Origin of the sequence: Methanoregula sp. (assembly GCA_041645435.1) — an archaeon.
Classification (GTDB): Archaea; Halobacteriota; Methanomicrobia; order Methanomicrobiales; family Methanospirillaceae; genus Methanoregula.
In genome coordinates this window covers 284,670-310,567 of sequence record JBAZQB010000002.1, presented here as the reverse complement: position 1 = coordinate 310,567, position 25,898 = coordinate 284,670, and the positions used below count along the sequence as shown (strand labels likewise).

The 25,898-nt window shown below is 52.1% G+C and carries 18 protein-coding genes; 1 reads left to right on the top strand and 17 read right to left on the bottom strand.

All coding sequences use genetic code 11. The features are described 5' to 3' along the window. Window positions 1–79: 79 nt before the first annotated feature. The 15 genes from WC593_05125 to WC593_05055 all read right to left on the bottom strand — a co-directional run bounded on the left by WC593_05125 (window position 80) and on the right by WC593_05055 (window position 20,295). Window positions 80–2,179 carry a CDC48 family AAA ATPase gene (locus WC593_05125; GenBank protein ID MFA4824523.1) on the bottom strand — a complete coding sequence of 700 codons (2,100 nt, stop codon included), beginning with the start codon at window positions 2,177–2,179 and terminating at the stop codon, window positions 80–82. Further along, window positions 2,148–3,497 (bottom strand): response regulator, encoded by a 1,350-nt coding sequence (locus WC593_05120; protein MFA4824522.1) that lies wholly within the window; start codon window positions 3,495–3,497, stop codon window positions 2,148–2,150. The genes WC593_05125 and WC593_05120 overlap by 32 nt, the downstream gene beginning before the upstream one ends. Then, entirely contained in the window at window positions 3,475–6,060 is a 2,586-nt protein-coding gene (locus tag WC593_05115) for a PAS domain S-box protein (protein MFA4824521.1), read from the bottom strand. Before WC593_05115 ends, WC593_05120 begins: the two co-directional genes overlap by 23 nt. Window positions 6,061–6,072: 12 nt before the next feature. Next, window positions 6,073–6,744 carry a hypothetical protein gene (locus tag WC593_05110; GenBank protein MFA4824520.1) on the bottom strand — a complete coding sequence of 224 codons (672 nt, stop codon included), beginning with the start codon at window positions 6,742–6,744 and terminating at the stop codon, window positions 6,073–6,075. Between the two features lie 620 nt (window positions 6,745–7,364). Further along, window positions 7,365–7,979, bottom strand: a complete 615-nt coding sequence (locus WC593_05105; protein MFA4824519.1) for a YIP1 family protein — start codon at window positions 7,977–7,979, stop codon at window positions 7,365–7,367. Between the two features lie 134 nt (window positions 7,980–8,113). Continuing rightward, window positions 8,114–10,366 (bottom strand): PAS domain S-box protein, encoded by a 2,253-nt coding sequence (locus tag WC593_05100; GenBank protein MFA4824518.1) that lies wholly within the window; start codon window positions 10,364–10,366, stop codon window positions 8,114–8,116. 965 nt (window positions 10,367–11,331) lie between these two features. Then, window positions 11,332–11,913, bottom strand: a complete 582-nt coding sequence (hisB, locus tag WC593_05095; GenBank protein ID MFA4824517.1) for an imidazoleglycerol-phosphate dehydratase HisB — start codon at window positions 11,911–11,913, stop codon at window positions 11,332–11,334. Beyond that, window positions 11,910–12,620, bottom strand: a complete 711-nt coding sequence (hisA, locus tag WC593_05090; GenBank protein ID MFA4824516.1) for a 1-(5-phosphoribosyl)-5-[(5-phosphoribosylamino)methylideneamino]imidazole-4-carboxamide isomerase — start codon at window positions 12,618–12,620, stop codon at window positions 11,910–11,912. The genes hisB and hisA overlap by 4 nt, the downstream gene beginning before the upstream one ends. A gap of 6 nt (window positions 12,621–12,626) precedes the next feature. After that, window positions 12,627–13,484 carry an ATP phosphoribosyltransferase gene (gene hisG, locus WC593_05085; GenBank protein MFA4824515.1) on the bottom strand — a complete coding sequence of 286 codons (858 nt, stop codon included), beginning with the start codon at window positions 13,482–13,484 and terminating at the stop codon, window positions 12,627–12,629. A 90-nt stretch (window positions 13,485–13,574) separates the two neighbouring features. Continuing rightward, the gene (locus WC593_05080; GenBank protein ID MFA4824514.1) at window positions 13,575–14,777 is read right to left on the bottom strand and encodes a methionine adenosyltransferase; all 1,203 of its coding nucleotides are present in this window, start codon (window positions 14,775–14,777) and stop codon (window positions 13,575–13,577) included. Window positions 14,778–15,110: 333 nt separating this feature from the next. Further along, window positions 15,111–16,496, bottom strand: coding sequence for a zinc-ribbon domain-containing protein (locus tag WC593_05075; GenBank protein ID MFA4824513.1), 1,386 nt, complete (start codon window positions 16,494–16,496; stop codon window positions 15,111–15,113). 99 nt (window positions 16,497–16,595) lie between these two features. Further along, window positions 16,596–18,026 (bottom strand): hypothetical protein, encoded by a 1,431-nt coding sequence (locus WC593_05070; GenBank protein MFA4824512.1) that lies wholly within the window; start codon window positions 18,024–18,026, stop codon window positions 16,596–16,598. A gap of 726 nt (window positions 18,027–18,752) precedes the next feature. Next, on the bottom strand, window positions 18,753–19,166 hold the full coding sequence (locus WC593_05065) for a pyridoxamine 5'-phosphate oxidase family protein (protein ID MFA4824511.1): 414 nt from the start codon (window positions 19,164–19,166) through the stop codon (window positions 18,753–18,755). Between the two features lie 60 nt (window positions 19,167–19,226). Then, complete coding sequence (locus WC593_05060) at window positions 19,227–19,508, bottom strand: hypothetical protein (protein MFA4824510.1); 282 nt, start codon at window positions 19,506–19,508, stop codon at window positions 19,227–19,229. A 109-nt stretch (window positions 19,509–19,617) separates the two neighbouring features. Next, on the bottom strand, window positions 19,618–20,295 hold the full coding sequence (locus WC593_05055; protein MFA4824509.1) for a stage II sporulation protein M: 678 nt from the start codon (window positions 20,293–20,295) through the stop codon (window positions 19,618–19,620). A gap of 137 nt (window positions 20,296–20,432) precedes the next feature. Here WC593_05055 and WC593_05050 point away from each other — a divergent pair, with 137 nt between their 5' ends. Next, window positions 20,433–21,905 carry an RNB domain-containing ribonuclease gene (locus WC593_05050; protein ID MFA4824508.1) on the top strand — a complete coding sequence of 491 codons (1,473 nt, stop codon included), beginning with the start codon at window positions 20,433–20,435 and terminating at the stop codon, window positions 21,903–21,905. Between the two features lie 364 nt (window positions 21,906–22,269). Here the strand turns inward: WC593_05050 and WC593_05045 are convergent, their stop codons facing one another. Together WC593_05045 and WC593_05040 are read right to left on the bottom strand one after the other, a co-directional pair. Further along, complete coding sequence (locus WC593_05045) at window positions 22,270–23,535, bottom strand: threonine/serine exporter family protein (protein MFA4824507.1); 1,266 nt, start codon at window positions 23,533–23,535, stop codon at window positions 22,270–22,272. 102 nt (window positions 23,536–23,637) lie between these two features. Beyond that, a complete protein-coding gene (locus WC593_05040) occupies window positions 23,638–25,896 on the bottom strand; it encodes a PAS domain-containing protein (GenBank protein MFA4824506.1) in 2,259 nt (752 codons plus the stop codon). Window positions 25,897–25,898: the final 2 nt, after the last annotated feature.

Below are 25,898 nucleotides of genomic sequence, written 5' to 3'. Positions count from 1 at the left end.
TTTATGTTCTGGGCATTTTTGCCCACAACCTACTCAATGGGGAAGAGTATATAGGTTCCCGGAATTTCCGAATATTGTTTCAAGTATTGGAAGTATTGGCTCGCACATCCTCAATCGCTCGGGTGAAATGCAACGATTTGATCACAAATGCGGACGGGTCCTTTTCGGTTTTTGAGAACTCCCGGATGGCAAGAATGGCGGCGCGGTTGCAGACTGCCTCTATCTCTGCACCGGTGAACCCTTCTGTCTCTTTGATGTAATCGGCAAGTTTCACCCCTTTTACGATAGGTCGTTTTCGTGTATGCACCTTGAAGATCTCAAGACGTCCCGTCTCGTCAGGCTTAGGCAGCTCGATCTGGAGATCCATGCGTCCTGCCCGGAGGAGTGCAGGATCGATCATGTCGATACGGTTGCTCGCGGCAAGGACGGTAACGCCTTTTAACTCCTCAAGACCGTCCATCTCAGTTAAGAGTTGTGCGATGACCCGTTCGGTAACGCCGTTGTCATTCCTGCCGCCCCTGGTCGGGGCGATCGCATCGATCTCGTCAAAGAAGATGATGCAGGGGACTGCCTGTCGGGCTTTTTTGAAGATCTCACGAATGCCACGCTCAGACTCACCCACGAACCGCGAGAGCAGCTCCGGCCCCTTGATCGAAATAAAATTCGACTGTGTCTCGTGGGCGATCGCCTTTGCTATGAGCGTCTTACCCGTGCCCGGAGGACCGTACAGCAGTATCCCTTTCGGGGGAGTGACCGCTGCATAGGTATACAGATCCGCACATTTCAGCGGGAGTTCGACCGCCTCCCGGATCTCTTCCTTGATTTCAGACAGGCCCCCCACATCATCCCAACCGACATCGGGGATCTCAACAAAGACCTCACGCAGGGCGGATGGTTCGATCTCCCGGAACGCATTCATAAAATCCTCTTTTTTTACCGTAAGATCGGCGATCAACTCGTACGGGACTTCGTGCTTAGTAAAGTCAATATCCGGCAATATCTTCCGGAGTGCATGCATCGCACTCTCACGGGAGAGTGCTGCAAGGTCAGCGCCGACATACCCGTGCGTGATATTTGCCAGTTCATCGAAGTCTACATCCGCAGCAAGCGGCATGCCCCGCGTGTGGATCTCGATGATCTCCCGTCGCCCGTCCCGGTCCGGGATCGGGATCATGATCTCCCGGTCAAACCGGCCGGGTCTCCGGAGTGCAGGATCGAGCGAGTTGGGGATATTGGTCGTTGCGATCACGATCACCTGTCCCCGGTCCTTCAGACCGTCCATAATCGAGAGGAGTTGGGCAACGATACGCCGTTCCACCTGCTTGTCGCCGCCCACATCCTCGCGCTTGGGGGCAATCGCGTCAATCTCATCGATAAAGACAATGGCAGGGGCATTCTTCTGGGCTTCTGCAAAGATTTCCCGTAACCGGGCTTCCGATTCCCCGTAATATTTCCCTACGATCTCGGGACCTGAGATAAAGATCAGGTAGGCATCGGTTTCCTGTGCTGCTGCCTTTGCGATGAGCGTTTTACCCGTGCCCGGAGGACCGTAGAGGAGGACGCCCCGTGGCGGGTCAATGCCCATGCGTTCAAAAAGTTCGGGATATTTTAAGGGGAGCTCGATCATTTCCCGGATCTTGTCGACCTGTCCTTTTAATCCGCCGATATCCTCGTACGAGATGAGACTCTTCTTTGTCTCTTTTTCCTGTGTCTTCTTCCCATAGATTTTGACAGATGTAGTCCGGGTGATCAGCCCAATCTCCGGTGTGGCATCACAGATAAGAAAATCAAACTTCTTCCCGAACATGGAGAGGCGGATCTGGTCGCCCTTTGTTACCGGTATTCCTTCAAACAGGCGGCTGTCAATTTCTTTTTGCAAGAACCGGTCGAGCGGCTGGAGCACGACATGACTCACCGGTGGGATGGTGATCGCTTTGATCTCTAAGGTCTCATTGATGCCTACGGTTGCATTTTTCCTCACAATTCCGTCGATCTGTATCGTCCCTTTCCCACGGTCTTCCGGAAAAGATGGCATCACCTTTACACAGGTAGTCCGTTTTCCGGAGATCTCCATGATGTCCCCGACACCTGCGCCCAGTTCTTCCATGGTCTTTGGATCGATCCTGCCAATCCCCCGTCCGATGTCCTTATTTCGCGCTGCGGATACTTTCACCTTCATGTGCCACACCTCCGAAGATATGCTGGAATGTAAATTTGAACTCGTTCACTTTCTGCCGGATATACGCGCCCCCCCGCTCTGTCGGGACATACATCTTTGACTTGCCGGATGTTTTTACTTCTAAAATCCCCTGCCTTTCGAGTTCGTACAGGATCGTGTAGATCCGGGACTGCGGGATGAGCACGTTGTGCCGGCTATGGATCTCGTGGACGATGTCATAACCAGACAAGGGCCTGTTTAAGATCGAGAGGACGAGCGGTTCTAATGATTTGCGCACGATCTCATCGATCATCGCCTGTGGTACGATGGAGAGGGTTTCGAGGGGATAGGAATGATTCGCTATCGAAACCGAAATTTCGTCACCAGTTGAGACAATCACCTTTGTGATGCCGGCAGATACCGACTCGATCTGTTCACGACTCAACTGCTCGATGTTCAAGGCGATAATCCCCGATACGGGTGAGTCTTCCGGTATCATTTTGAGTATATACTCTTTGATCGCACAGATCTCCCCAATATCCTCAACATCTGAGAAGTCCATAAGGATCTGCCAACCCCTGGCTTTTTCGGTTTCCTGCGATGCTTCAAAGAGGGTCCCAATAGCGGGGATGACTGTATCGAGTTTCCCTTGTTTCAACCGGTGCGGGACAATCTCGCCAGTCTGGATCTCCTTATAGAAATACTTCGGGATACGCGACTGGTGATAGGCAAAGAATATCCGGTGACCATTTTTCAGTCCATATTCAATAGACGTTTTATAAATCGCCTCGTTTGTCTGCGGGGGAGTATACAGGACGAGGATCAGCCCCTGGTAAAAATTGTTCAGGAGCACGGTCTTACTTTCCGGTGCAATAGCACTGTCCGTTTCAGTGGTGTCACCGCTCTCATCTCTGGCTTTATCCACTCCCCGCTCCTTCCGGGGTCCCCGCTTTCCCGGTTCATTCTCCTCGCTCTTCTTCCGTGAGAGCGCCAGTTGGATCGTTGCTTTGAGTTCCAGTTCGTTGAAGGGTTTAACGATATACCCGTAGGGGTTGACCTTTTTTACCTCCTCTAAGATCTTGTCATCCGCATACGACGTGATGAAGATGACGGGTATCCCCAGTTCTTTGTGGATCACCTTTGCTGCATCGATGCCGTTTTTCTTTCCCGGCATGACGATATCCATCAGCACAATGTCGGGTTTTGTCACCCGTGCCTTTTCAATTGCATCCTCACCGGATGATGTCATGCCGACTACCTTATGCCCCATGGAGCTGATCTTCTCCTCGAGCTGCATCGTGATGATCGCTTCGTCATCAACTACCAGTACCCGGGCCATACTCCTCCTGCCGTATACAAAATTCTATCACCACTTCAGTTCCGTTCTTACCTGTGATCTGAACGTTGCCGTGCAACTGCTGCTCAACGAGTGTCCTCATCAGCCTGAGCCCAAGCCGATTACTCTTTTCGATATCAAACCCGGATGGCACCCCGACACCATTGTCCTGGATGACAAACCGGAGCAAATCCTCTTTGATGGATGACGAGATCTCTATAAGTCCATTTCTCCTCCCCTTGAATGCATGTTTGTGGATGTTGGAGATGATCTCGTTTAACGCCAGTGCACAGGGAATTGCCTGGTCAACAGGAAGATAAATTTCTGCGCAATCGATGTTTGTCATGATATCGAGGTGATCATGATCGTAGAATCCTGATATCATTTCGACAAGGTCGTGAACCTGCTTTCTCATATTGATTTTATCGAATCGTTTACTCTCATATAATCGCGTGTGGATGGATCCCATGGTCTGCACTTTTGTCATGATATCGGTCAGCGTAGAGACGACTATCGGTTCATGCGCTCTCGTCTTTGTCATATCGATAAGCCCGATTATCAGTTGCAGGTTGTTCTTGACCCGGTGATGAATCTCCCTGATCAGAAGATCTTTTTCATTGGATGACTGGGTTAACTTTTTCTGGATTATTTTGCGGTCTTCAATCTCTTTTTTCAGTTTCAGGTTTGTTCTGGATAATTCAGAAGTGCGGTCACGTACCTGTTGCTCAAGGGTTTCCTTGTAATTTTTCAGTTGGATCTCTGCCTCTTTCTGGCTGGTGATATCCCTTCCGACAGACTGGTATTCAATCACATCACCCTCATTGTCAAAAATCGCCCGGTCGCTCCAGCGCTGCCAGCAGACTTCACCGGATGGCATCACAATCCTGTGCGAGATCACTGCAACCGGATTTTCCGGCGTGAGTGCTGCAAGATGGGTTTTCATCAGTCGGGCATCATCCGGCAGAAGAACAACAAAATGCGGTTTCCCGATAATTTCTTCCCGGTTCAACCGGAAATAACTGCAATAGGCTTCATTGATGAACGTAAGTCTTCCATCCGGTAAAAACCGGCAGATGAATTCGGTCTGGTCCTCGACGACATCCCGGTACCGTTGTTCGCTCGCCTGGAGCGCTTCCTCCACCTGCTTTTGTTCGGTCACGTCACGGATCGATTCGATTGCCCCAATCAGGTTTCCATTTATATCGCAGAGTGGGCTCGCATTACCCCATAATGCAACTGACTTCCCGTTTGACAGGACAGTCTTCGTCTCAGCATAAATGTTCTGTCCGATTTTTTTGATGTTCTGGTACTCACGTGGGTCGATTTTATTGCCAGTGTTGAGGATCCAGTCGATGAGTATAGGTCTTTTAGCACCGTAAAAGGGGAGGGCATACTCATAATTGCCTTTTCCGATTATCGCCTCTTTGTTCACGCCGGTCATTTCCTCGATCACCCGGTTCCATGCGATGACCGTTCCGTTCCTGTCGATCGCGAAGGTAGCATCGGGCAGGTGTTCGACAATATCGATAAGCCGACGTTCGGATTGTTTTAGTGCTTCTTCTGCCTGCTTGCGTTCGGTGATGTCCTCGACATTTCCGTTATAATAGAGGATATGACCGCTGTCATCATAGACGGCTTTTCCGGTATCCCGTACCCAGATAATCGTTCCATCGTACTTGCGGAACCGGACTGTGAAATCGCGCACTATTCCTTCGCGCTTAATCAGATCCAACCACCGGTTTCGATCCCGGGGGTCCACGTATATATCAGATCCGCTGACATTCATCAGCATTTCCCGATTCGGATAACCCAGCAGAGATACCAGAGCCGGGTTAATATCCAGGAACCGCCCCAACGGGGTAGTGCGGTAAAGGCCTATCGGGACTTCGTCAAACAAGCTGCGGTATTGCTGTTCGCTTTCCGCCATTGCCCGGTTGATCTGGTCCAGTTCTTTAGTCCGTTCGGCAATACGCAGTTCCAGTTCCCCGTATGCTTCACGGATCTGCAGATCGTGTTTATGCTTATAGAATGCGATCTCGATTGTTGACTGGAGTTCCCGCTCATCGAAGGGTTTGATGACATACCCGAACGGCTCGGTGACTTTTGCCCGGTCAAGAAGCGCCTTATCGGCATAAGCGGTGAGATAGATGACCGGGATATCAAAGCGCGTATGGATTATTCCTGCAGCCTCGATCCCGTCCATTGCGGTGGCAAGGTGAATATCCATGAGCACGAGATCGGGCCTGAGTTCTTCAACTTTTTCCAGCGCGTCCTCTCCGGATTTCGCAATGCCCGTAACATCATATCCCAGGTTTGTTAATGTCTCCTTTATATCATTGGCTACAATCACTTCATCTTCCACGATAAAAATTGATTTACCCGTACGGGTATGGATATCAGGACAGGGGACTGCATCAGTATCCGGGGGTGATACAGGGGAAACGGACACTTCTGAAAAGAGGGGGGATTCCAGGCCGGGATCGATCCCTCCTGTCATTTCCGGATCATCCGGAACAGTAACTGCATCATTTGGATCGCGATCGATTATCCGCTGTAACCATGACATAAGGATTCCATCTCACGGGACTTTTTTTCCCTGCGCAACAACCCTGTCCGCACTGCCTCTTTTCAGCCATGCCAGGATATCATCCAGAACAAAGTTACAGATGAACAGGTCGATATCCGGGTTTATGTTCGGTGCGACATCGTGCGTTGCCCCGATAAAGAGCAGCCCGTACTGCCCGTCCTTTAAGGATTCTTCGATCCGCTGTGCGATGTACTTGTCCCGTTCGAGGGTTAGATCATAGAGCCGGTGCTTATGCTTCTCACTCAGTGCTTCCCGTTCCGGGTCCGTCTTTGCGTTCACGATCGCTTTGATGATCTCATACTCTTCTTTTAAGAGAGCCGGACTCTCGGTCTTCTCCAGCACTCCGCCATGCTCGATGATGGAGAGGACGATCTGGTGGTTGGGAACGCCGTCCTTTGCGCCCATAGCAACGAGTTTTGCGCCGATCTCACCCCCGATGGGGATACCATCCTGGTATATCCTGATGGCAGTGCCATCGAGATTGGCGACAACGGCATTTATGATCGTGCGGAGGTTTTCCCAGAAAAGCGCTACATCCTTGCGGTGTTGATCCCGTCTCTCTTTCCCGAATTTCCGGTCGATCATCTCAGAGATGTCGCTCTTTAATGACCCCATCTCTTTCTCGCTGTGAACGATCGGTATCAGCATCAGTTTTCTTGTCATAATGCGCTCATCAGACCCGTAACATTTCGTGTACTATTCCGGTACCGCTCATCTTCCCATCCGTGTTTATTTCCTGCACTTCTTTTCCGCTCCTTTCTAAAAAGATACAGCGTGCTGCATAAACGTCTGCGATGATGCATGGGGAGACTTTTTGCTCCGGGTAACCTGCTGTCCGTGCAGGATTTGTACTAGATATTATATTCGATGATAAGATGTAACTAGTATATTTCTTTTAACAGTATATGATATAATAAATATTTCCCCACGTTCCTAAAAAAGAAAGGTTTGTTTTTATCGGTACGCACAAGAATCGGTACACACAAGTACGATTACTATTCATGTAAGAAAAACCTGTGCCGGACGTTTGAAATCAACCGTGGATCTGACAGAATATGCAGTCCATACACGATATCCCGCTCTTTATGAACCTGTAAACGGAGAAGAGTACCAGGAAGCACTTGCAACAGATGAGTGCGTTTATGCTTGGGAAAGTAAACAACTCAGGTAAGCAGTTGCAAGACAAGACACCCTTTTTTTAGAATAGATTGGGAAAATAAAAACCTCACATAATGTGAGCATCAGGCTGAATAATGAAATGTCGATTAAAAAAAGATGAAGAATTAGTACTTTCCCGGCATCATTGTGGCTCCGCTCATCATTGTCGAAAGGACTGCTGCAAGGAAAAGCAGCATGATAATGATCGGGATAATTACAGCAAGGATGACGGCAATGACTGCACGTTCGGTCGATATCTGGTGAATTTCCCGGACGCTCAGCACTTCAAGCACCAATGTCCAGATGCCGCCGATAAACGGTCCGATAATGGGGATCCAGCCGATGATCATGCCCGGCGTTGAACCATAAGCAAGGGCTTTTACGGTATCCATGTATCCTTTTCGCCCGCCGGCCAGGTAGACCCAGATATGGAGCCAGATTGCAAAAACGAACAAAAAGATCACCGCAAGGATAGCGACGACAACAACCATGAGGATTGCACCAACAGCCCCGACAAACGGCAGTGCCCAGCCAAGTTGTGACATCATCCGGGACATGGTATTGAGTGTCCCATGTCCCCCGAGAAGGAGAGCGATGAGTGCAGTAAGGATCGCATTGAACAGGACGATGAAAATGTAGTACTGGAGGGTGAACCCGGTCGGGTCATCCCGCGATTTCTGGAGTTCCTCGACCGGGGTCATGAGGAACGCTTTTGCCTTTTCATAACATCTGGAGATCATATGTGCAGCCTATATTTTTGGTGACGATTTATAGATTGAGCAAACTTCCAAAATACAAGACAATAATTGGAATTAACCTGGCGATTTTCTGATGACGGTTACTGTGGACTGGCAGAGCAATGATTGAGTACCAATCACACTTTCTCGTTGACGACAATCGTAAAAGTCGTCCCTGAACTCCGGTCCAGTTCGATAGTCCCGTCCAGTTGTTCCACGAGCGAGCAGATGAGACGGAGGCCCAGCGAATTGGCATTGCGCCAGTCAAAATCCTCCGGGATACCGACGCCGTTATCCTTGAACTGGATGGTGAGCGTGTGATCCTGCTGGTGAATCGTAACGTAAATCTCCCCCTGTCTTCCCTTGGGAAATGCATATTTTAAAGCATTTGAAATGAGTTCATTGAACATCAGCCCGAGGGGAATAGCGGAGTCGATGGCGAGGGAAATATCCCGGATATCCATGGTGAGCATGATACCCTTTCCTTTCATACCAAAGAAATGGAGCATGTTGTCCCCGAGGAATTTGAGATAATTGCCAAGATCCAGTTTTGCAAGATCAGTTGACTGGTAGAGTTTTTCATGGACCAATGCCATCGCCCGGACCCGGTTCTGGCTTTCCTTAAATGCAGAAAGAGTCACCGGATCCGTTATGAAACGGGACTGGAGGTTTAAGAGGGAGATGATAATCTGGAGGTTGTTTTTCACCCGGTGGTGGACTTCCCTGAGCAGGACTTCTTTTTCACCCACGGATTTCGAGAGCTGCTTTTCAGCATCGACACGGATCTCTATTTCCGTCATCAGTTTCAGGTTAATATCCGTGAGATCGGAGGTTCGTTCAATAACTTTGCGTTCAAGATGCTCCCCGAATGTTCGCAGGGCTTCATTCGCTGCTTTGCGTTCCGTGATGTCTTCAAAAAATGCAACAAAATATTCTTTTGACGGGGAATAGACAGAGATATGCAACCACTTTTCTGTAGGTTTGAAATCGAGATCAAATGATTCCGGTTCACCGGTCAATGCAACCCGCCCATAGATCTCCAACAGGTCAGGGAATGCTTCCCTTATTCCGGGAAAATTTTCAGTGACCGGCTTTCCCAGGACCGTTGTTGTGTCGAAAATCCGGTTAAACGCCAGATTAACATTCAAAAAGATAAAGTCGGTGGGGTGTTTTTCCTTGTCATACAGCACCCTGCAGTACGCAAAACCCTCCAGCATATTATCAAAGAGATTCCGGTACCGTTTCTCACTCTCCCGCAGCGCCACCTCAGCCCGCTTGCGCTCGGTTATGTCGTAGGCAATGGTGGATGCACCGATCAGACGTTTCTGTGTATCTTTGACCGGTGACACTGTCAGGGCAATGTTGATCAGCCCGCCATCTTTTTTCCTGCGCAGGGTTTCGTAACGGATAACCGGCGTGCCGTTCCTGATCTGATCAAGACTTGCCTGTGTGTCATCCGGGAGATCCGGCGGTATAAGCAGCGAGATATTCCTGCCGATAACTTCCTGTGCAGAATACCCATAGATTCGTTCGGCACCGGTGTTCCAGCTGGTGATTATTCCGTCCAGCGTTTTTCCAATGATTGCCTCATCCGCATTCTCCACAATGGCAGCGAGACGTACCCGTTCCTCTTCTGCCAGTTTGTGAGCGGTAATATCGCGGATACTGCACTGGATAACCTTCTCATTATCCACAACGTAGACATTGCTGACGAACTCTACATCAATTACCCGTCCGTCTTTTGTCTCCAGCGGCAGATCTTCATACCGGATATATCCGGTCCTTATTAAATGGGCAGCAGCCTTCTCTGCCAGCGCCTTGTCCCGGATAAACCCGATCTCCCAGAGTTTTTTTCCCAGTATCTGCTCCCGGGGATATCCCAGCAGTGTTAAGAGGAACGGGTTTGCATCAGTTATCTTCCCGTATTCTGCATCGAGGATCAGGATGCCGTCCTGCGCTGTCTCAAAGAGGCGGCGATACCGGATCTCTGAATCATGAAACGCTTTCCACACGGCTGCAAGCTTCACTGCCTTTATGATCGTATCTTTCAGATGGGGGAACAGAATTTTGGGGTCACCGTTTTTCTGGAGATAAAAATCCACGCCATCGTTGAACGCCTCAATAACTACCTCTTCCCGTCCCTTGCCGGTGAATAAGATAAACGGGAGACCGGGGTTTGCTGCACGAACCGCTTTGAGTAACTCAATTCCATCCATGCCGGGCATCTGGTAGTCAGCAACAACAACGTCGAACCTGCTCGTTTCCATCACCCGAAGTGCTTCTCGTGATGAAAACACTGTTGTGATAGTCATTGCACCGGGCTCTTCAAGGCATCTTTTCTCAAGGGAGAGATGTACCGCATCATCATCTACACAGAGAACAGAGATCATAGCAAACCGGCTTTAAGGAAGATTGACTCCTTCTTTGTTTTACATGAGATTTCATTTCGATAAATGAACGTGTTATTTCCGATTTTTGTCTCAAAATCTGAAAATCAACAACCACGAAAAAGAGCAGAGGATTGGCATACAATCATACTTGAACCGCCACCAACTTCGCACGCTTCGTACATTGCCACCGCGCTCACCCCCGCACCCCAACCGGCTCGCCATATTTCAGGTTAAAATCCTGTTTTTTAGACATTCCCGGAAAAATGACCCTCATATCCGCATTCCGGCAGGGTTTTGGAGGGGCTGATGGGATAAACTACGTGGCGAAAAAGGCCTCGATTTCAGGGCACATGGCAGGCGTTGGGAGAGGGCGTTTCCGCCCGTATTTTGGCAAACAGAGTGAAATTTAAGCAGATTTTCCACGCGAACTGAAACGGGCCGGTTTACGGGGTTTTCCGGACAGGAATTTGGTAAAAGGAGCCCGCTACGGGCGTATTTTATCTCAGGGTCCAAACCCTGGAATGTTAAGTACCAGCGGTAAGGGATCCCTAATGAGGGAGAGCAATTCTTCACTTACATGATTTTTAAAAACTTCCGTCGTGAAAAAATGACCCTCATATCCGCATTCCGGCAGCCTTTCCGGGCATAGAATAGGCTAAACCAGGTGGCGGAAAAAGCCCCGATTCCCGGGCCTTTGGCAGCCATTGGGCGAGGGGGTTTCCGCCCGTATTTTGGCAAACAGGGCGGAATTTAAGCAGATTTTCCACGCGAACTGAAACGGGCAGGTTTACGGGGTTTTCTGAAAGGGAGTATGGAAAACGGAGCCCGAATTGGGCGTATTTTCCCGTATCTCAGTAGTACCCGGATAAAACAGTTTTCCACCGATAACGAGTGGACAAAAACAAAAAATATTTTCACGCACTTGTGACGAAGATTGTTCGCATCATCCGTTCATTCCGGACAGTTCAGAACTTCCCCTTAGTACTCCGCACAACCTTCTTGTCCCCGCTCATGGACAGCGCCTCACCGAGCGCAATCCCGAATGCCTTGAACATCGCCTCGCACTGGTGGTGATCGTTCTTGCCGGCAAATGCGATGTGGGCGGTGATGCCGGCCCGGTTGCACACGCTGTAGAAGAAATGCTCGAAAATATCTGCGGGAATATTGCCTACGGTTTTGCTGCCAAACGTGCCGGTAAAGACAAGGTATCCCCTGCCCCCGCAGTCGAGAACGACGGTCGATATTGACTCGTCCATGGGGATGATCGCGTGGGCGAAACGCTTTATCCCCCTTCCGTCACCCATCACCTGCTTTACCGCATCCCCGAGCACGATCCCGATATCCTCGATCGTGTGATGGCAGTCCACCCCGAGATCCCCCTTGGCTGTGCAGGTGAGATCAAATCCCCCGTGCCGTGCCATCGCGTTGAGCATATGATCAAAAAAAGGGACACCGCTGTCCACCGTTATCTTCCCGGTGCCCTCGGGGTTCAGCCTGATTACGATCTTCGTCTCTTTTGTTTCCCGCTTCACTTCCACAACTCTCATTGGCTCTCCTCCAGTGCTTCTTTCAGTCCAATCTTCCCGCTGTACAGGGCAGAGCCGAGCACCGCCCCGAATGCCCCGATCTCCCTGAGTCCTGCAACATCGGATCGTGCGGACACGCCGCCGGCAACGACCACGGGCAGGCGGGTGTGATCGATCAGCCGTTTCACCGGCTCGAACCGGACTCCCTGCTGAAGTCCTTCCACATCCACGTTGGTGTAGAGCAGGGAACCTGCCCCGAGTTCCTCGAACCGGGTGGTCCAGTCCAGGTAGTTGCCGGCGGTCTCCTGCCAGCCGTGCACGGCAATCTGGTTGCCCTTGGCATCCACGCCGGCCATCACCCGTTCGCTGCCGAACTCGCTGGCAAGTTGCCGGATACATTCCGGTTTCTGGGTGGCGAGCGTTGAGATGATCACCCGCGACACACCGGTATTCAGCCAGTGGGCTGCATCCTCCACCGACCGGATCCCGCCGCCCAGCTCGATCTCGACACCCGTCTTCCTGACAAGTTCCGCAATCAGGTCGGCATTTTTTTGGGAACTGCCGAATGCCCCGTCAAGATTCACCACATGGAGGGCATCGGCTCCTTCATCCAGCCAGCGGGTGGCACAGGCAAGAGGATCGCCATACGCAGTTGCACTCTCCCGCCTGCCCTGCACCAGCTGGACACATTTCCCCCCGAGGATATCAACAGCAGGAAAGATCTTCATACAGGATCAGCGAATCATCCGTTGGATTGCCATCACGAGGATATCTTTTGCACCGGCCCGCCTCAGCGCGTTGATAAGGGAATAGACCCGTTCCTCATTCACTACGGCATGCACGGCGACCAGATCTTCACTCGATGCAACGTCCATAACCGTCGGCCCTGAAAGACCGGGAAGCACGCGTTTCACTGCATCCAGGGAGGCACGTTTCACGTTCATCATCAGGTAGCATTGGCCGCGTGCCCGGATCACGCTCTCCAGCGCAAGATGGATCTCGTCGATCTTCTCTTTCTTGGTACGGAGCGATTCCTTGTTTGCGATCAGGATAGTTGACGTCTGGAGCACTTCGTCGATCACCCGGAGCCGGTTGGTCTTGAGGGTCGTGCCCGAGCTCGACAGGTCGATGATCGCATCCGCGATCCCGAGGTGCGGTGTCGCTTCGCAGGCGCCCCCTACCAGCACCACATTGACCCTGACCTTCTGCTGCTCAAAGTACGTGCGGGTGATGACCGGAAATTCTGTGGCGATCTTCTTTCCTGCCAGCTGTTTTGCCGACGTGATCGGGGAATCCTCGTGCACCGCAAGCACCAGTTTTCCCTTCCCGGACTGGAGATCGAGCAGCTCTTCCACATCGGACTCCCGCTCGATGACCATGTCATGACCGGTGATACCGAGATCGGCTGCACCCGTGGCAACATATTCCGGAATATCAATGGGACGGGCGAACAGGATCTCCACATGAGGATCGAGGGTACGGGTGATGAGGCGCCGTTCACCGGTCTCTGCGAGATGGAGCCCGCTCTTTTCCACCAGTTCCATGATCGGTTCTGCAATCCTGCCCTTATTGGGAATTGCAAGACGCACAATATCTGAAAAAGGGGTGGGGGAAGCAGTTTTTTTTGCTTCTTTTATTGTTTTTTTTGGTTTAACAGCTTTCACGGTCTTTCCTGTCTGCGATCAGAACGTCTTGAGTTCACCACGGATGACTGCTTCTGTCACATGGGTAACCGTTGCGAGTTTTTCATCCACAATCGAGAGAATCTCGCCGTTGATGTCCTTTAATTTAATGCCACACTGGGGCAGCACCTGCACGCTGGCAACAAGGGGCTGATCGATGGGCTTTCCGATCTGTGAGAGGAGCCGGACATACATCTCGTCAATCCCATCTACCTTTTTGACACAGTCCTGCGCAATCTGGGTAGAGAGGAGGTTGTAGATCTTGCCGATATGGTTGATCGGGTTCTTACCGCTGGTTGCTTCCATGCTCATCGGGCGGTTGGGGGTGATCAGGCCATTGCAGCGGTTGCCGCGACCAACAGACCCGTCATCGCCCATCTCGGCAGAAGTACCGGTCACGGTCAAAAAGACGCTCTCCTTCTTGATGTCATCGGCGGTGTTGACATGGACGACAACTTTGCGCTTGGTGCTCTTCTTTGCGATCTTGACAATTTCTTCGTTTAAAAGGACCATGTATTCCTGGTATTCCTTGATATCTGCACAGTATTTGTCGACAATAGCGCAGGCAATTGTCAAGGTTATCGTGTTGCCATCGCGCAGACCCATGATCTTGATGTCCTGTCCGATTGCAGGATACTTTTTCCGGAGTTTTACATCGATATATTCTGCTGAGTTCCTGATGATGTTCTCAACTTCTGAGAAGGGGGCGTGTCCGACACCGAATGAGGTGTCGTTTGAGCGTGGTGTTTTTCCCTGTAAGGGCTTGAAAACATCCCTCAGGTCCGTTGATCCGGTTCCAAGACGGCAGTCAATCATCAGGTCACGGTTGAGGTTGAGTTCGGGAAGAATCTTGTGGAGATAGGTGTGTGCTGCTTCCACCGCTACAGAATCGGCGGGGATCGTGATGCCATTGAACTGCTTGGTTGCACGCCCGTCAATCAGGACATAGATCGGGCGGACCATCTTACCGCCGCCGAATTTCGGGCGGGATTCCCCGGCAACTACTTCACCCTGATCGGTGTTGTGATGGAGAACAAACCCGAACTCATCGAGATATGTTTTGCAGAGTGCCTGGCTGATCGACTCAGCGATACCATCTGCAAGGCTGTCCGGGTGGCCAAGGCATTTGCGTTCAACAAGTTCAATCCGCTGCTTTTCAAGGGGGATCTGGTCTAATGCTTCAATCTGGATATTTCTCTTCATTCCCGTTCCTCGTGAGACTTCGTAATAATAAAAGGGACTGGTAGTGATATAACCGTTTTCTTCTGATGGCCAAAAATGACCGGTAGTAATGAAAAAACACGCTTTCAGAGCGTATTTTCACCGGGAATGGAATCCGGTCGAGCTGTTTTTGTTGGATGGAGAAAATATGCCATCCCGTAAAGAAATACCACTATTTACGAGAAGCGCAAGGGATTTGTGCAGGTAAACGTCAGGGGTTTTTCTCAGGGATTACCCGGAGAGATTACTTATTGAGCATACTTTTAGAAGGACAGGGAAAAAAGAAGAGTGGATTGGATTATTTAGAGAAACGTTTTACCGTCTCAGGAATTTGTGGAGGATAGTCATCTCGCTGCCCGGGGGGGTCTTTTTAACCGGGGGTTTTACCGGCGCAGGTGCAGCATCATGCTCATCCTCTTCATCCTCATCTGCAGCAGATACAGTGATTTTTGGCACTTTCCTCTGCGGGGCTGACGGGGTGTGCACATGCGTCTTTCCTGAACCGTGAGTTTCTTCTTTAGCATGCCCTGCTTTGTGAGCAGATAGTTTGGTTCCACACCCCGGGCAGAAATTTGCGCTGTGGGGGAGTTTCTTGCCGCAGTTATGACAGAACTGGGGACTGCCCGCTTCATCTTCCTCCACCGCTTTTTCATGGGTTTCCGGCTTATCTTCAGGAAGAATTTCCACAAACGGAGGGTGTTCGGGTTCCGCAACCGGAGGGCGACGCATGGGTTCTGCAGTTACTTTTCTCACCGGGTGCGAGGAGGGCTGTCTGAGCGGCTCCATCGCACTCTTCATGGCAACTTTCATTGCCGACTGCACTTCAGGTTTCTTCGTAAGTCTGATATTTTCATTCGGGGTGAAAGGGATCTCCTGATCATATTCCTTGATCGAGATCGGTTTTTTCACCGGTTCCTGCTGCCGGACGGGGGAACGCCGGGGGGGTTCTTCTTCCTTAGGTTCGGGCTCCGGCTCTTTCTCGGGCACCTTATAGATCGAAAGAAGCCGCTTTACCGGAGGTTGTTTCTCATGCTCCTTGGCCGGCTTCTTTGTCGGGTGCAGTCCCCCTCTCTGTGTGGGTTTCTCTGCGGGTGCAGCAACTGCTGCATCTTCTTCCTCCCGGACGGGTTCTTCAGCCTTCTTCTTTGAGGCCTTTTTCGGAGGTTTTTCTTCCTGGAGGAGCGAAAGCCATTCGTCAATCTCGGTTGACCGGTCCATGCCATTCTGGACAAAGACAATTTTCATCGTCTTAATCTCATCGTCAGGAGACCGTATTGACACTACAAGGACAGGATCTGAATTCTCGGAAAACTCGCTGATGCATCCCGCGATAGTGTCCCGGGCAACATCTTTTGCGGTTACCTTGAGTTTCTTTTCCTGCGTATCAATTAAAAAAATGCGCCTGTCGGTGAGATATGCATGGAAAAAGAATTTTTTCACCGATACGTTAAGAGATCCGATCTGGACCTGTTCACCCGGCTGAAGATAGGGCGAGAGTCCTCCTTCTTCTTCATCTTCTTCTGTTTCTATCTCTTTATCCTGGGGTTTTGCAGGTTTTGTCCCTTTTTTTACAGGACTCTCTTTGGGTGATGTCCTGCCTGCTGCGGAAGATTTCCCGGAGGTGGGTGATATCTGGCCGCCGCAATAGCCACACTCCACAATATTGTCGCGTATATTCATCCCACAGTGAGGGCACTTCATTTATGATCTCCTTGATCGGTATCCAGAGTAGATAACTATAATGTTTACATTGCATATGAAAAATTCTGTGATCGGTATCGCGTGGTTCATGGATCAGGATTATGGAGTCTGAACCGGGGTACGGTTCATCAGGGCATCAGCAATCTGAACCCGTTCTTCTTCCTTATCGACCACATGGAGATACACCGAGGCAGTTTTTTTCTGGAGGCAGAGGAGTGCATTGATCCGGCAGCGGGTGCCATCCTGGTCCAGGAAACAATCACCCGCAGTGATACGGCTGAACTCACCGGTCAGGGTCTTTTTAAACGATTCATGACTGTAGCCGGCGTGGCAGGCTTTCCCTTCTGCAACAACGAGGTATACTCCTTTCCTGCCGGACAGGTCACTGTCTTCCACCATGAATGTCCCGAACTTTTCATCGCCCCACGGGTTGAGGAATTCCCGATAGAAAGGATCGTGTTTCTCCTTCCTCTCCCATAAAAAGAGCCCGAGGCGGAGCGGAAGATAGTTTGCATACTTCTCTTCAACTTTTGTTTTAAGGTGGGAATAGACAGGAGTGCTGATGACATCTTTTAAGAGCCTCTGTTCTTTTTCAAAGACATCCTCTTTCAATCCCCCGGAAAAGATCAACTTTAACGGTTTGAAATAGAGGATCTTATCCAGCACAGGGACTCCTAAGGAACCGTCTTTCATGGGGAGAAGTGCGCCGGTTTTCAGTACAACGGATACCGTGGGAGTGCGGGTCGTGGGACCCTGGGGGGCACTGAACGGGATGGCAGGAGAGCGGCGGTGAGTAGAAGGCATGGTTGCCCGCTTTACGATGCCCGGGCTGCTGGCGCGCGCGATCTCCATCCACGATTCAGGAGCATAGGACTTGTTCAGGTAGCGTTTCCAGCCGGGATCGCGGATCGTGGCGATGGAGACGAGGCAGAACTGATCTTTTTCCGGGATGAATTTTGCCCCGCAATGGGTGCATTCAACGTAATAATCTGTGTGGGGAATGCCATACAACTGCTTGCCGAACACCCGGTTTAAGATACCGGTCTTACAGATGGGGCAGAGACTCATCCAGGGCGTCGGGGGAGTCCCGCTTTCCGTTTCCGTACCGGTTGGAGTGAGAGAAGGTACCGGGGCCGATGCAGTATGCCATGTCCAGGGAGAAAGCAACCGGACTCCCCTGATCCGCGCGTGGGATGTGCGGTCGACAACCTCGGTTTTCTCAGCGATTCCCGCACGGCAGAGCACGTCCGTGATCACGACAGTGCAGGACAGGTCTTCTGACAGGTTCAGGCGCTGGGAAAGACACTGGTCAAGTCCTTCCGGGGCCTGTTTTTCCGGGGTCTGTTTTGTATGAATCGCAAGAGTCTTGGAAAATTCCGCGTTGAGGCATTCCATGGTGACGCCGATAAGATCCCGGGTGACGGATACACCGTCCTGCATGAAGGGTAACCGGCCAACGCGCCGGTTCACCGTTTCGCAGGCAAGGGTGAGGAGTTCGGGAGTAATGGGGAAAAACTGGGTGGCTGACATACGTGTTGCTCGCTGTTCGTATCGATTGTCACGCTGACGGGATAAACGATCGTATGGAAGGAGGGAGAGGGAGATTATACTCATTAAACGGTTCTTCGCTGTTTCATGGGGGTAAAGCAGGTTATTAAAAAAGAGGTTGTGATCTTCCCCCGCCTCAGAGCATCTCTTCAGGCACGGCGGGACAATGAGGTTTTAGTATTTTTGTTATTGATCCGCCGCGGGGGCGCCCTTTGAGGTCGGAGGAGTTTATCGTATCTGGAGGTATGGGCGTCTCAACCCCCCATTATAATTCCTGAAGAGGATAATTTTCATGGGAAATTCTCATTTCCTTCATTCACCGGGTCCTCTGTGACAGTTAGGATTGTGACCCCCTCTCTCCCCCAGAGGGGGAAGCAGCTCAAGGGGAGCACCCCTTGACCCCCCCTTATCGGAGTTCTTCTTCAACCGTCTGAGGGAATATCGCAATTGGGGGATGCCCGAGCGGCGGGGGCGGAGGCACTTGGTGCTGGAGCCCCCAAGAGCGGCCGTTTGTATCAAAGAGGATTTCAGCATTTAGTCATTAAAACCGCTGCGGGGTGCCCTTCGGAGGCGGCGTTCATCGTAGTTGGGGGCATAAGGGTATCAGCCCCCATCTTTGTAATCACCTCAAAATATGCTTTACCCATTCAAAACAGGAATGAGCGCATCAACCATAACGGTAAAAAAAGTAGGAGCGGAGAACGACAATTACCGCTTCCAGATTTCCTGTCCCATCATCTTTGGTTCGTGATACGTGATCTCATCTGCGGAGAATATCAGGACGACAAAATCCGGGTTGTCAACGGATTTGAAATACTGTTCAAACATCGGGTTCCAGTAACGCTTTTTTGTTGCCAGGTCCTCGTGCACTTCCCCTTTTGCCTTGATCTCGACATAGGGATCGGTAAATTCCTTACCGGACCAGATGGAGATGGCAGCATGGGGATTTTTTTTAAGTTCTGCAACTTTGTGGGTGTTCTTCATTGTCGCGCCCACAAAGGTCATATCGGGAAATCCTGCCAGTACCATGAACCGTACCGCGGGCAGCCCTCCGGCAACCGTCGCGACTGCGGCCGGGTGCGGGCCTTCAACCACATCCAGGATCTTTTCCTTGAGTGCCATGCACACAAATCTGCAAACGCGGGTAATATAATTATCTGAAAAAAGGGAAATATGGGATCATCACTTTTTTGCGCCGGTCTTTGTTATCTTCTTGGCGGGCTTGATGGGGCTGGGGGGATTCGTATGGGCGGGCAACTCGTCACCATGGGGATGGGAATGGGGCGTATGTACTTTTGGAAGAACGGGCTTTTTGATGGGTTTGTGTTCAGGATGCGGCAGCGGGCGGGTTGTTGGATGATGGCGTGCATCTTCCAGCTGGCGATCCCTGTCCTGGCTGGGTCCTCTCTTGACCGGGACTTTCACATCGCGCTGGTCTTTGGGCGTGGATTGTCTTGGTGACATAATGATTGTTCAGCGCAGGGGATATAAAAATGAGACGGGACACTGCCCCTTCCTGTTTTACGTAGAATGCGTCCAGACGAAAAAGCGAGTCATCCCTTTATAGCCTGTACTACAACAGGACCTGTTCCCATACTGAAGTGACCAGAGGAGGGGTGATCCAGCATTCAATGGCAGCAGCAACGGCAAGAAGGAAGGCAATCACGAGGAACACCCGCCATACCCGGTTGAAAATAAAAAGGGCGATCCCGCCGGGATGCAGTGCAGACTGATCGCGAGGAGTACACAGATACTCGCGCAGGGCATCCGTGCAGAGCAGCGAGAAGGTCCCGGCCAGGACAAAAGCGAGCATCTCAAGCCATCCATGAGGGAAATACATGACAAGAAAGACCGGCAGCGGGTAGAGTTTCGACGTGATATATGCGTAGCTGAAGGAATTATAGCCAAGCGCGAGGACCAGGAGAACTACCGTTCCTTTCATCAGCCGGATTATGGTATTGAGATGGTCGGGGTTCAGCCACCAGATCCCTACCCAGTACAGGGGAACGAGCAGGATGATCAGGGCAACACCGGCATTGGATACAAAAAGTTGCAGGAACAGGGTGGACATATGGGGGGTGATGACCGACACATGATACAGGTAATTGGCCTGCAGTTCACCGGCATTGTTCCGGACCAGACCGGGATGGGTTGCCGCAGATGCGAAAAAGACGATCCCACTGCCCAGAATGAGAACAAGAGTGAGAAGGAGGAAATACAGAACGCCCTGTCTGAGTATTTTTTCGTTCATGATGTGAAGGTCAGGCTCGTGCCGGGGCTCCCTGTACTGATCGGGAGCTGATGGCTGATAATGCCTGCCCGCGATTCGTTTCCACCGGTGCACGCACTATTTTATCATCCCTGCCATCAAACCCCACACAGTTGCCTATGAAACACCGCCGCCCCGTTGACCTTAAGGCCATCTCTTTTTTTGCCATGCAGAAGTACGGCTTCAAACCCGAGTACCCGAAGGCCGTTATCCGGGAAGTGAACGCGATACACCCGGATGCATCGAATGCTGTCGGAAAGGACGGGCAGGATCTCCGGGCCCTCCTGTGGTCCTCGATCGATAATGTCGACTCCCAGGATCTCGACCAGATGGAATATTGCGAACGCGGCATGGATGATGAGATCCATGTCAGGGTTGCCATTGCCGATGTCGATCACTATGTTCCCAAGCACTCGCAGGCCGACCAGTACGCATCCTACAACGGCACTTCAGTCTATACAGGAATCGTCACCTATCCCCTGCTGCCGGACCGGCTCTCAAAAGGCATCTCCTCGCTCCTGCCGGGCCAGGATTGCAGGGCGGTGATCATTGAATACACCGTGCTCCCGGACGGAAGTGTCCGCCACGGCAACCTCTACCGGGCGATCGTTGCCAACAAGGCCAAGCTCATCTATGAAGAAGTCGGGGACTGGCTGGAAGGTGACGGTCCCATTCCCCCCACGGTGCGGGATGTTGAGGGGCTTGAAGCACAGGTGCGGTTGCAGCACGAGGCCGCCCTCCGGTTAAAAAAATTCCGCACGGAACAGGGTGCGCTCGAACTCGAGACGATAGAACCCGAGCCGGTTGTTGAGGGCAACACCGTAAAAGCACTTGTTGTCCAGAAGAAGAATATGGCGCGGAACCTGATCGAGGAGTTCATGGTGGCGGCGAATGGTACTACCGTGGCATTTCTCGGAAATGCGGGGATTCCGATGATCCAGCGCATCGTCCGCATCCCGAAACACTGGGACGGGATCGTGCTGACGGCTGCTACCTATGGAGAGACACTTCCCGACCAGCCGGATGCAAAGGCACTCACGGAATTTTTAAGCCGCCAGAAAGAAGCCGATCCGGTTCGCTTCCCGGACCTGTCACTCACGATTGTAAAACTGATGGGGGCCGGCGAATACGTTCCGCTCGATCCCGGTGAAGAACCCATAGGTCACTTCGCTCTTGCAGTCACCGACTACACGCACGGCACGGCCCCGAACCGGCGCTATGTCGATCTCATCATCCAGCGGCTGGTAAAGACCGTGCTCGACAAAAAAGAGAGCCCCTACACGATCGAAGAACTTGTAGACCAGTCGGCGTGGCTGACCGAGAAGGAGAAAGGATCAAAGAAAGTCGAACGGTTCATGCGCAAAGCCGCGGCTGCCGTGTTGCTCCAGGACAGGATCGGCACCACGTTTGATGCACTGGTAACCGGTGCTTCAGAGAAGGGGACGTATGTCCGGCTCATCAACCCCCCTGCGGAAGGCCGGGTGATGCAGGGCCAGCAGGGTCTCCGGGTTGGCCAGAAAGTCCGGGTCCGGCTGCTCCAGACAGATCCGATGAACGGGTATGTCGACTTTGCCTGCACGGGCAGGGATTAAGCATCATCACGCGGGACAGGCCGGGGAAAAAGAGCGGGTAATACAAGAAGCTGTGTTTTTCTGTAGCAAAGCGTTTCAGGCTCAGATAAAATGTGCATGAACCGATCTGGTTCACCGGCATACTGGAAATGTTCTGTGAGGCTCCCCCGCCTCAGGGCCTCTCTTCAGGCACGGCGGGGCAAGGAGTTTTTTTTTGCAAATATTTTTTTCAGTCTTGATCCGTCCTTGATCCGCCGCGGGGGCGCCCCTTTGGGGGCGGCGGGGTTCATCGAATCCGGGGGTATGGGGGTCTCAACCCCCATCATCATATCTGAAGTAGAGAAACTAACAGTCGCATCCCGGACGTACAAAAATCAGCCCCTCGTTATATCCGGGGCTTTCCCCGGGTGATGATGATGAGCGGGAATATGATCCCCGCAACCAGCGCGAGAGAGACACCCGCTGCATAGAGCGAGCTCTGCAGGGTAGTCTGGATAAGTGCGGACTGGAATACTGTCGCCGGGTGAGCGAGCTGGAAGAGGCCGTTGAGCCCCACGATTGCAGCAAGTCCGGGAATCATCGGGAGACCAGCCGCCACCGCGATCACCACTTCGGTGACATGGGTGAACCGGCCGATCACGAATGCGAGGAGCGTGGCCGACGCCATCGCGATGAAGACACTCATGATGGGATCGAGACCGGCAAGGATCGCCACTTCCCGGATAATCCGTGCAGCACCACCGCAGATCACGCATCCCGGAAGTGCGGCAAGGGGCATATTCATCATGAGCGAAAAACCGAATGCCGCGATACCGGCAGCGACAGTACTGACCAGGATGCCGGCCAGGCCAGGGGGGATAAGGGTTAACCCGCCCGTTTCCGGGGCAATCAGGGAGAGCGGGATCAGCAGTACGCCGGTGATGACCAGCAGCTGTGCCATAACGGAGGTGAGCCGGGCGATCCCGCAGCCGGTATGGTCCCGTATGATATCGAGCCCGCCATTGATGAGAATGGTACCGGGCACAAGAAACAGGAGCGATGAGATGAGCGCCGTCTCCGAAGTTGCCGTATGGGAGAACGGCAGCAGGACCAGCGCAACGGCCGATGCAACGAGAGCGGACAGCAGCACGGTGAGGTACAGGTTGCCGGCCCGGGGAGAGGCATAGAGCTTTGCGGCAAAACCTGCCGAGGCAGCGATGAAGACCACCCAGAGGGAGAGCAGGTCGGCATGGTTCAGCCACGCAAACGCAGCACAGGCCGCACCGACTGCAATAATGACAGCCCATGCAGGAAAGACCGGGGGCAGGCCCCGTAACGCCAGCAGCCTGCTCCTGACAGCAGCAGGATTTGTACAGCCGCTCTTAAAGGAAGCGAGCATCCGGCTGACACCCTGCAGGATGGTGGCATTGACCCGCACCGGTTCCCGGAACGCGTGCATCCGGATCTGGGTCCGGTCGCCGGTGCGGCGCCCGACCTCGATCGCTTCATTGCCCACGAACGCATGGACATCGTCATCGCCCAGGGTATGGGCACAGTACCGGACCGAATCACTGATGCGCTGGACCGATGCCCCGGCATCGTAGAGGGTTCGCCCGAGATCCAGGTAGAGATCCACCCGGTGGCCTTCGGGATCCGGATCTGTTGCTTTCACAGACGGCGGGTTGCACAAACCGGGTGCCAAAGAAGATTCTAGCTTATCCTGCACAACGGTCATAGTACATCACTTTTCTTTACGTGCAGATTAAGGCCGCCCTCAAAACCGGTACGCCCCTTTCGGTACCAGCATCTCGAACCGGGCGCCTTTCCCGGGTTCGCCGGTTTCAGTAATCGTGATGCCGGTAATCGAAAGGATCTCGCGGGAGAGGAAGAGGCCAAGACCGGTTTGCTTGCCAAATCCTTTCGTGAACAACTTCCTTTTATCCCCGGCGCTGATGCCGTTGCCATCATCTTCAACAATGATAACCAGATCGCCGTTGTCATCACGGTTCTTTACACGGAGGGTAGTCATCTGCTCTCCCCCGTACCGCAGGGCATTATCGATGAGATTGTAGAACACTTTTTCCAGGAGCGGATCTGCAAACACTTCCAGGTCAGGATCTCCGGCATCAACGCTGATATTCCGCATGGGAAGCCGGGTGATGATGCTTTTGACTATCAGGTTTACATTCTGCCACATGGGGGCATTCACACCCAGATCCTCATATTCCTTGGTGAAACTGATCTGGTGGGCAAGGGTATCTGCGATCTTCTCCTCCTTTGCAATATACTCCAGTGTGACGACCGGATCACCGACAGATATCTTGGAGATTTCAAGATATCCTGACAGAGCATGGAGCTGGTTCGTGATATCGTGCCGGGTTATGCCTGAGAGAAGATTGAGTTTTTTATTTGCCTGATACAACGCCCCCTGCGCCAGCCTGAGATCCGCAGTCCGTTCGGCTACCCGGTGTTCCAGCTCGGAATATAGTTTCCTGAGATCTTCGTCCGCCCGTTTCTTGTCGGTGATATCCCAGAATATTCCCTGGATGCCGGTGATGCTCCCGTCGATATCTTTTACCGGGGTCTTGATGGTATTGATCCAGCGCATCTTCCCGTTGAGCAGGAACTGCTCGACAATCTCTTCGGTCTGCCCGGCAGACATCAGCCGCTTATCGTCGGCCCGGTATTTTTCTGCACATTCTCCGGGGAAAAAATCATAGTCGGTCTTTCCGGTAATTTCCTCGGGCCTGATGTTCAAGGTAGATGCATAGTTCTCATTACAGGAAACATACACGGAATTGAGATCTTTTAGGAAGATATTCTGCGGAATATTCTCCACAAGGGTCCGGTATTTGTGTTCCGATTTCTGTAAGGCTTCATCCCGTTCCTTAAGTTCACTGAGGTTCGTTTCAAGACCTTCCAGGGTCTGCCGCAGTTTTCTGGTCATGTCATTAAAGGCAACTGCAAGGAGGCCGACTTCATCGTCGGTCAGGACCGGGGCCTGCCGGCTGAGGTCTCCTGCAGTGACCCGGGCTGCAGTATCGGCAATTTCCAGGACAGGCCGGGTTATCTGGTGGGCCAGCAGGTACATGCCTGCTGCAAGGATAAGGGACAGGATTATCCCGGTATACAATATGGTCAGGGCAAGATCTCGTGCCGGCGCAAATGCCTCGTCCTGGCTTATCTCGGCAAGGAGGGCCACGTCCTGGTTATCCAGCCAGCGGTAGACCCCGACAACGGGAATCCCTGCATAATTCCGGTAAAAGCCGGAACCATCTTTGCCCCGGAGTGCAGCATCGATCCCTTCAGACTGGACGAACTGCAAATAGGTCCCATTCATCATGAGAGGAGTTTCTGAGACAATCCAGTGGGACTGGTCAACAAGATAGGTTTCCCCGCTCCTTCCAAGGCCGGAACGTTCGAGAATAATGCGATCTATATGGGCAAGGGAAATGCGTGAGGCCAGTACACCGGTGCGCTTTCCCTCCATATCGAATAACGGGGATACAATGATGATGGCCGGTTTTTCATCAGGAGTTGAAGAATAGACCGTTGTTGCAAGCGTCCTGGATCGGCCTTGCGGGAAATACGGATCCGTGGCAACCGACCGCCCTTCATGAGTCCTGTCGCTTGAGACAGCTATCGTGCCATTCAGGTCAATAATGAATATTTCATCCGTGTATGTTGTCCGGGAAATCACCTGGGGAAGGAAACCGGAGAGCTCGGCATATGCCTGTTTTCTTTCCGGGGAAGTGTCCGGCAATGAGAAGAGGATGCCGGACTGTTTGCGGATTTCCGGGATCCCCGCTATCATGACCACATCCTGCGTCTGGTCATCAACCCAGTTGTTCAGCACGTCTTCTTTTAAGGTGGCCACCGCATTGAGCCTGTCATCAACCGAACGGGTAAGGGACTGGGTGGCCTGGAAATAGACGATAATTCCCACGAGACATACGATCAGCAGGGATAAGATGAGAAACGAGCAGATCAGCCGTGCTGTCAGATTCCGGCGCCAGAACCAGGTGCTCTTCATGT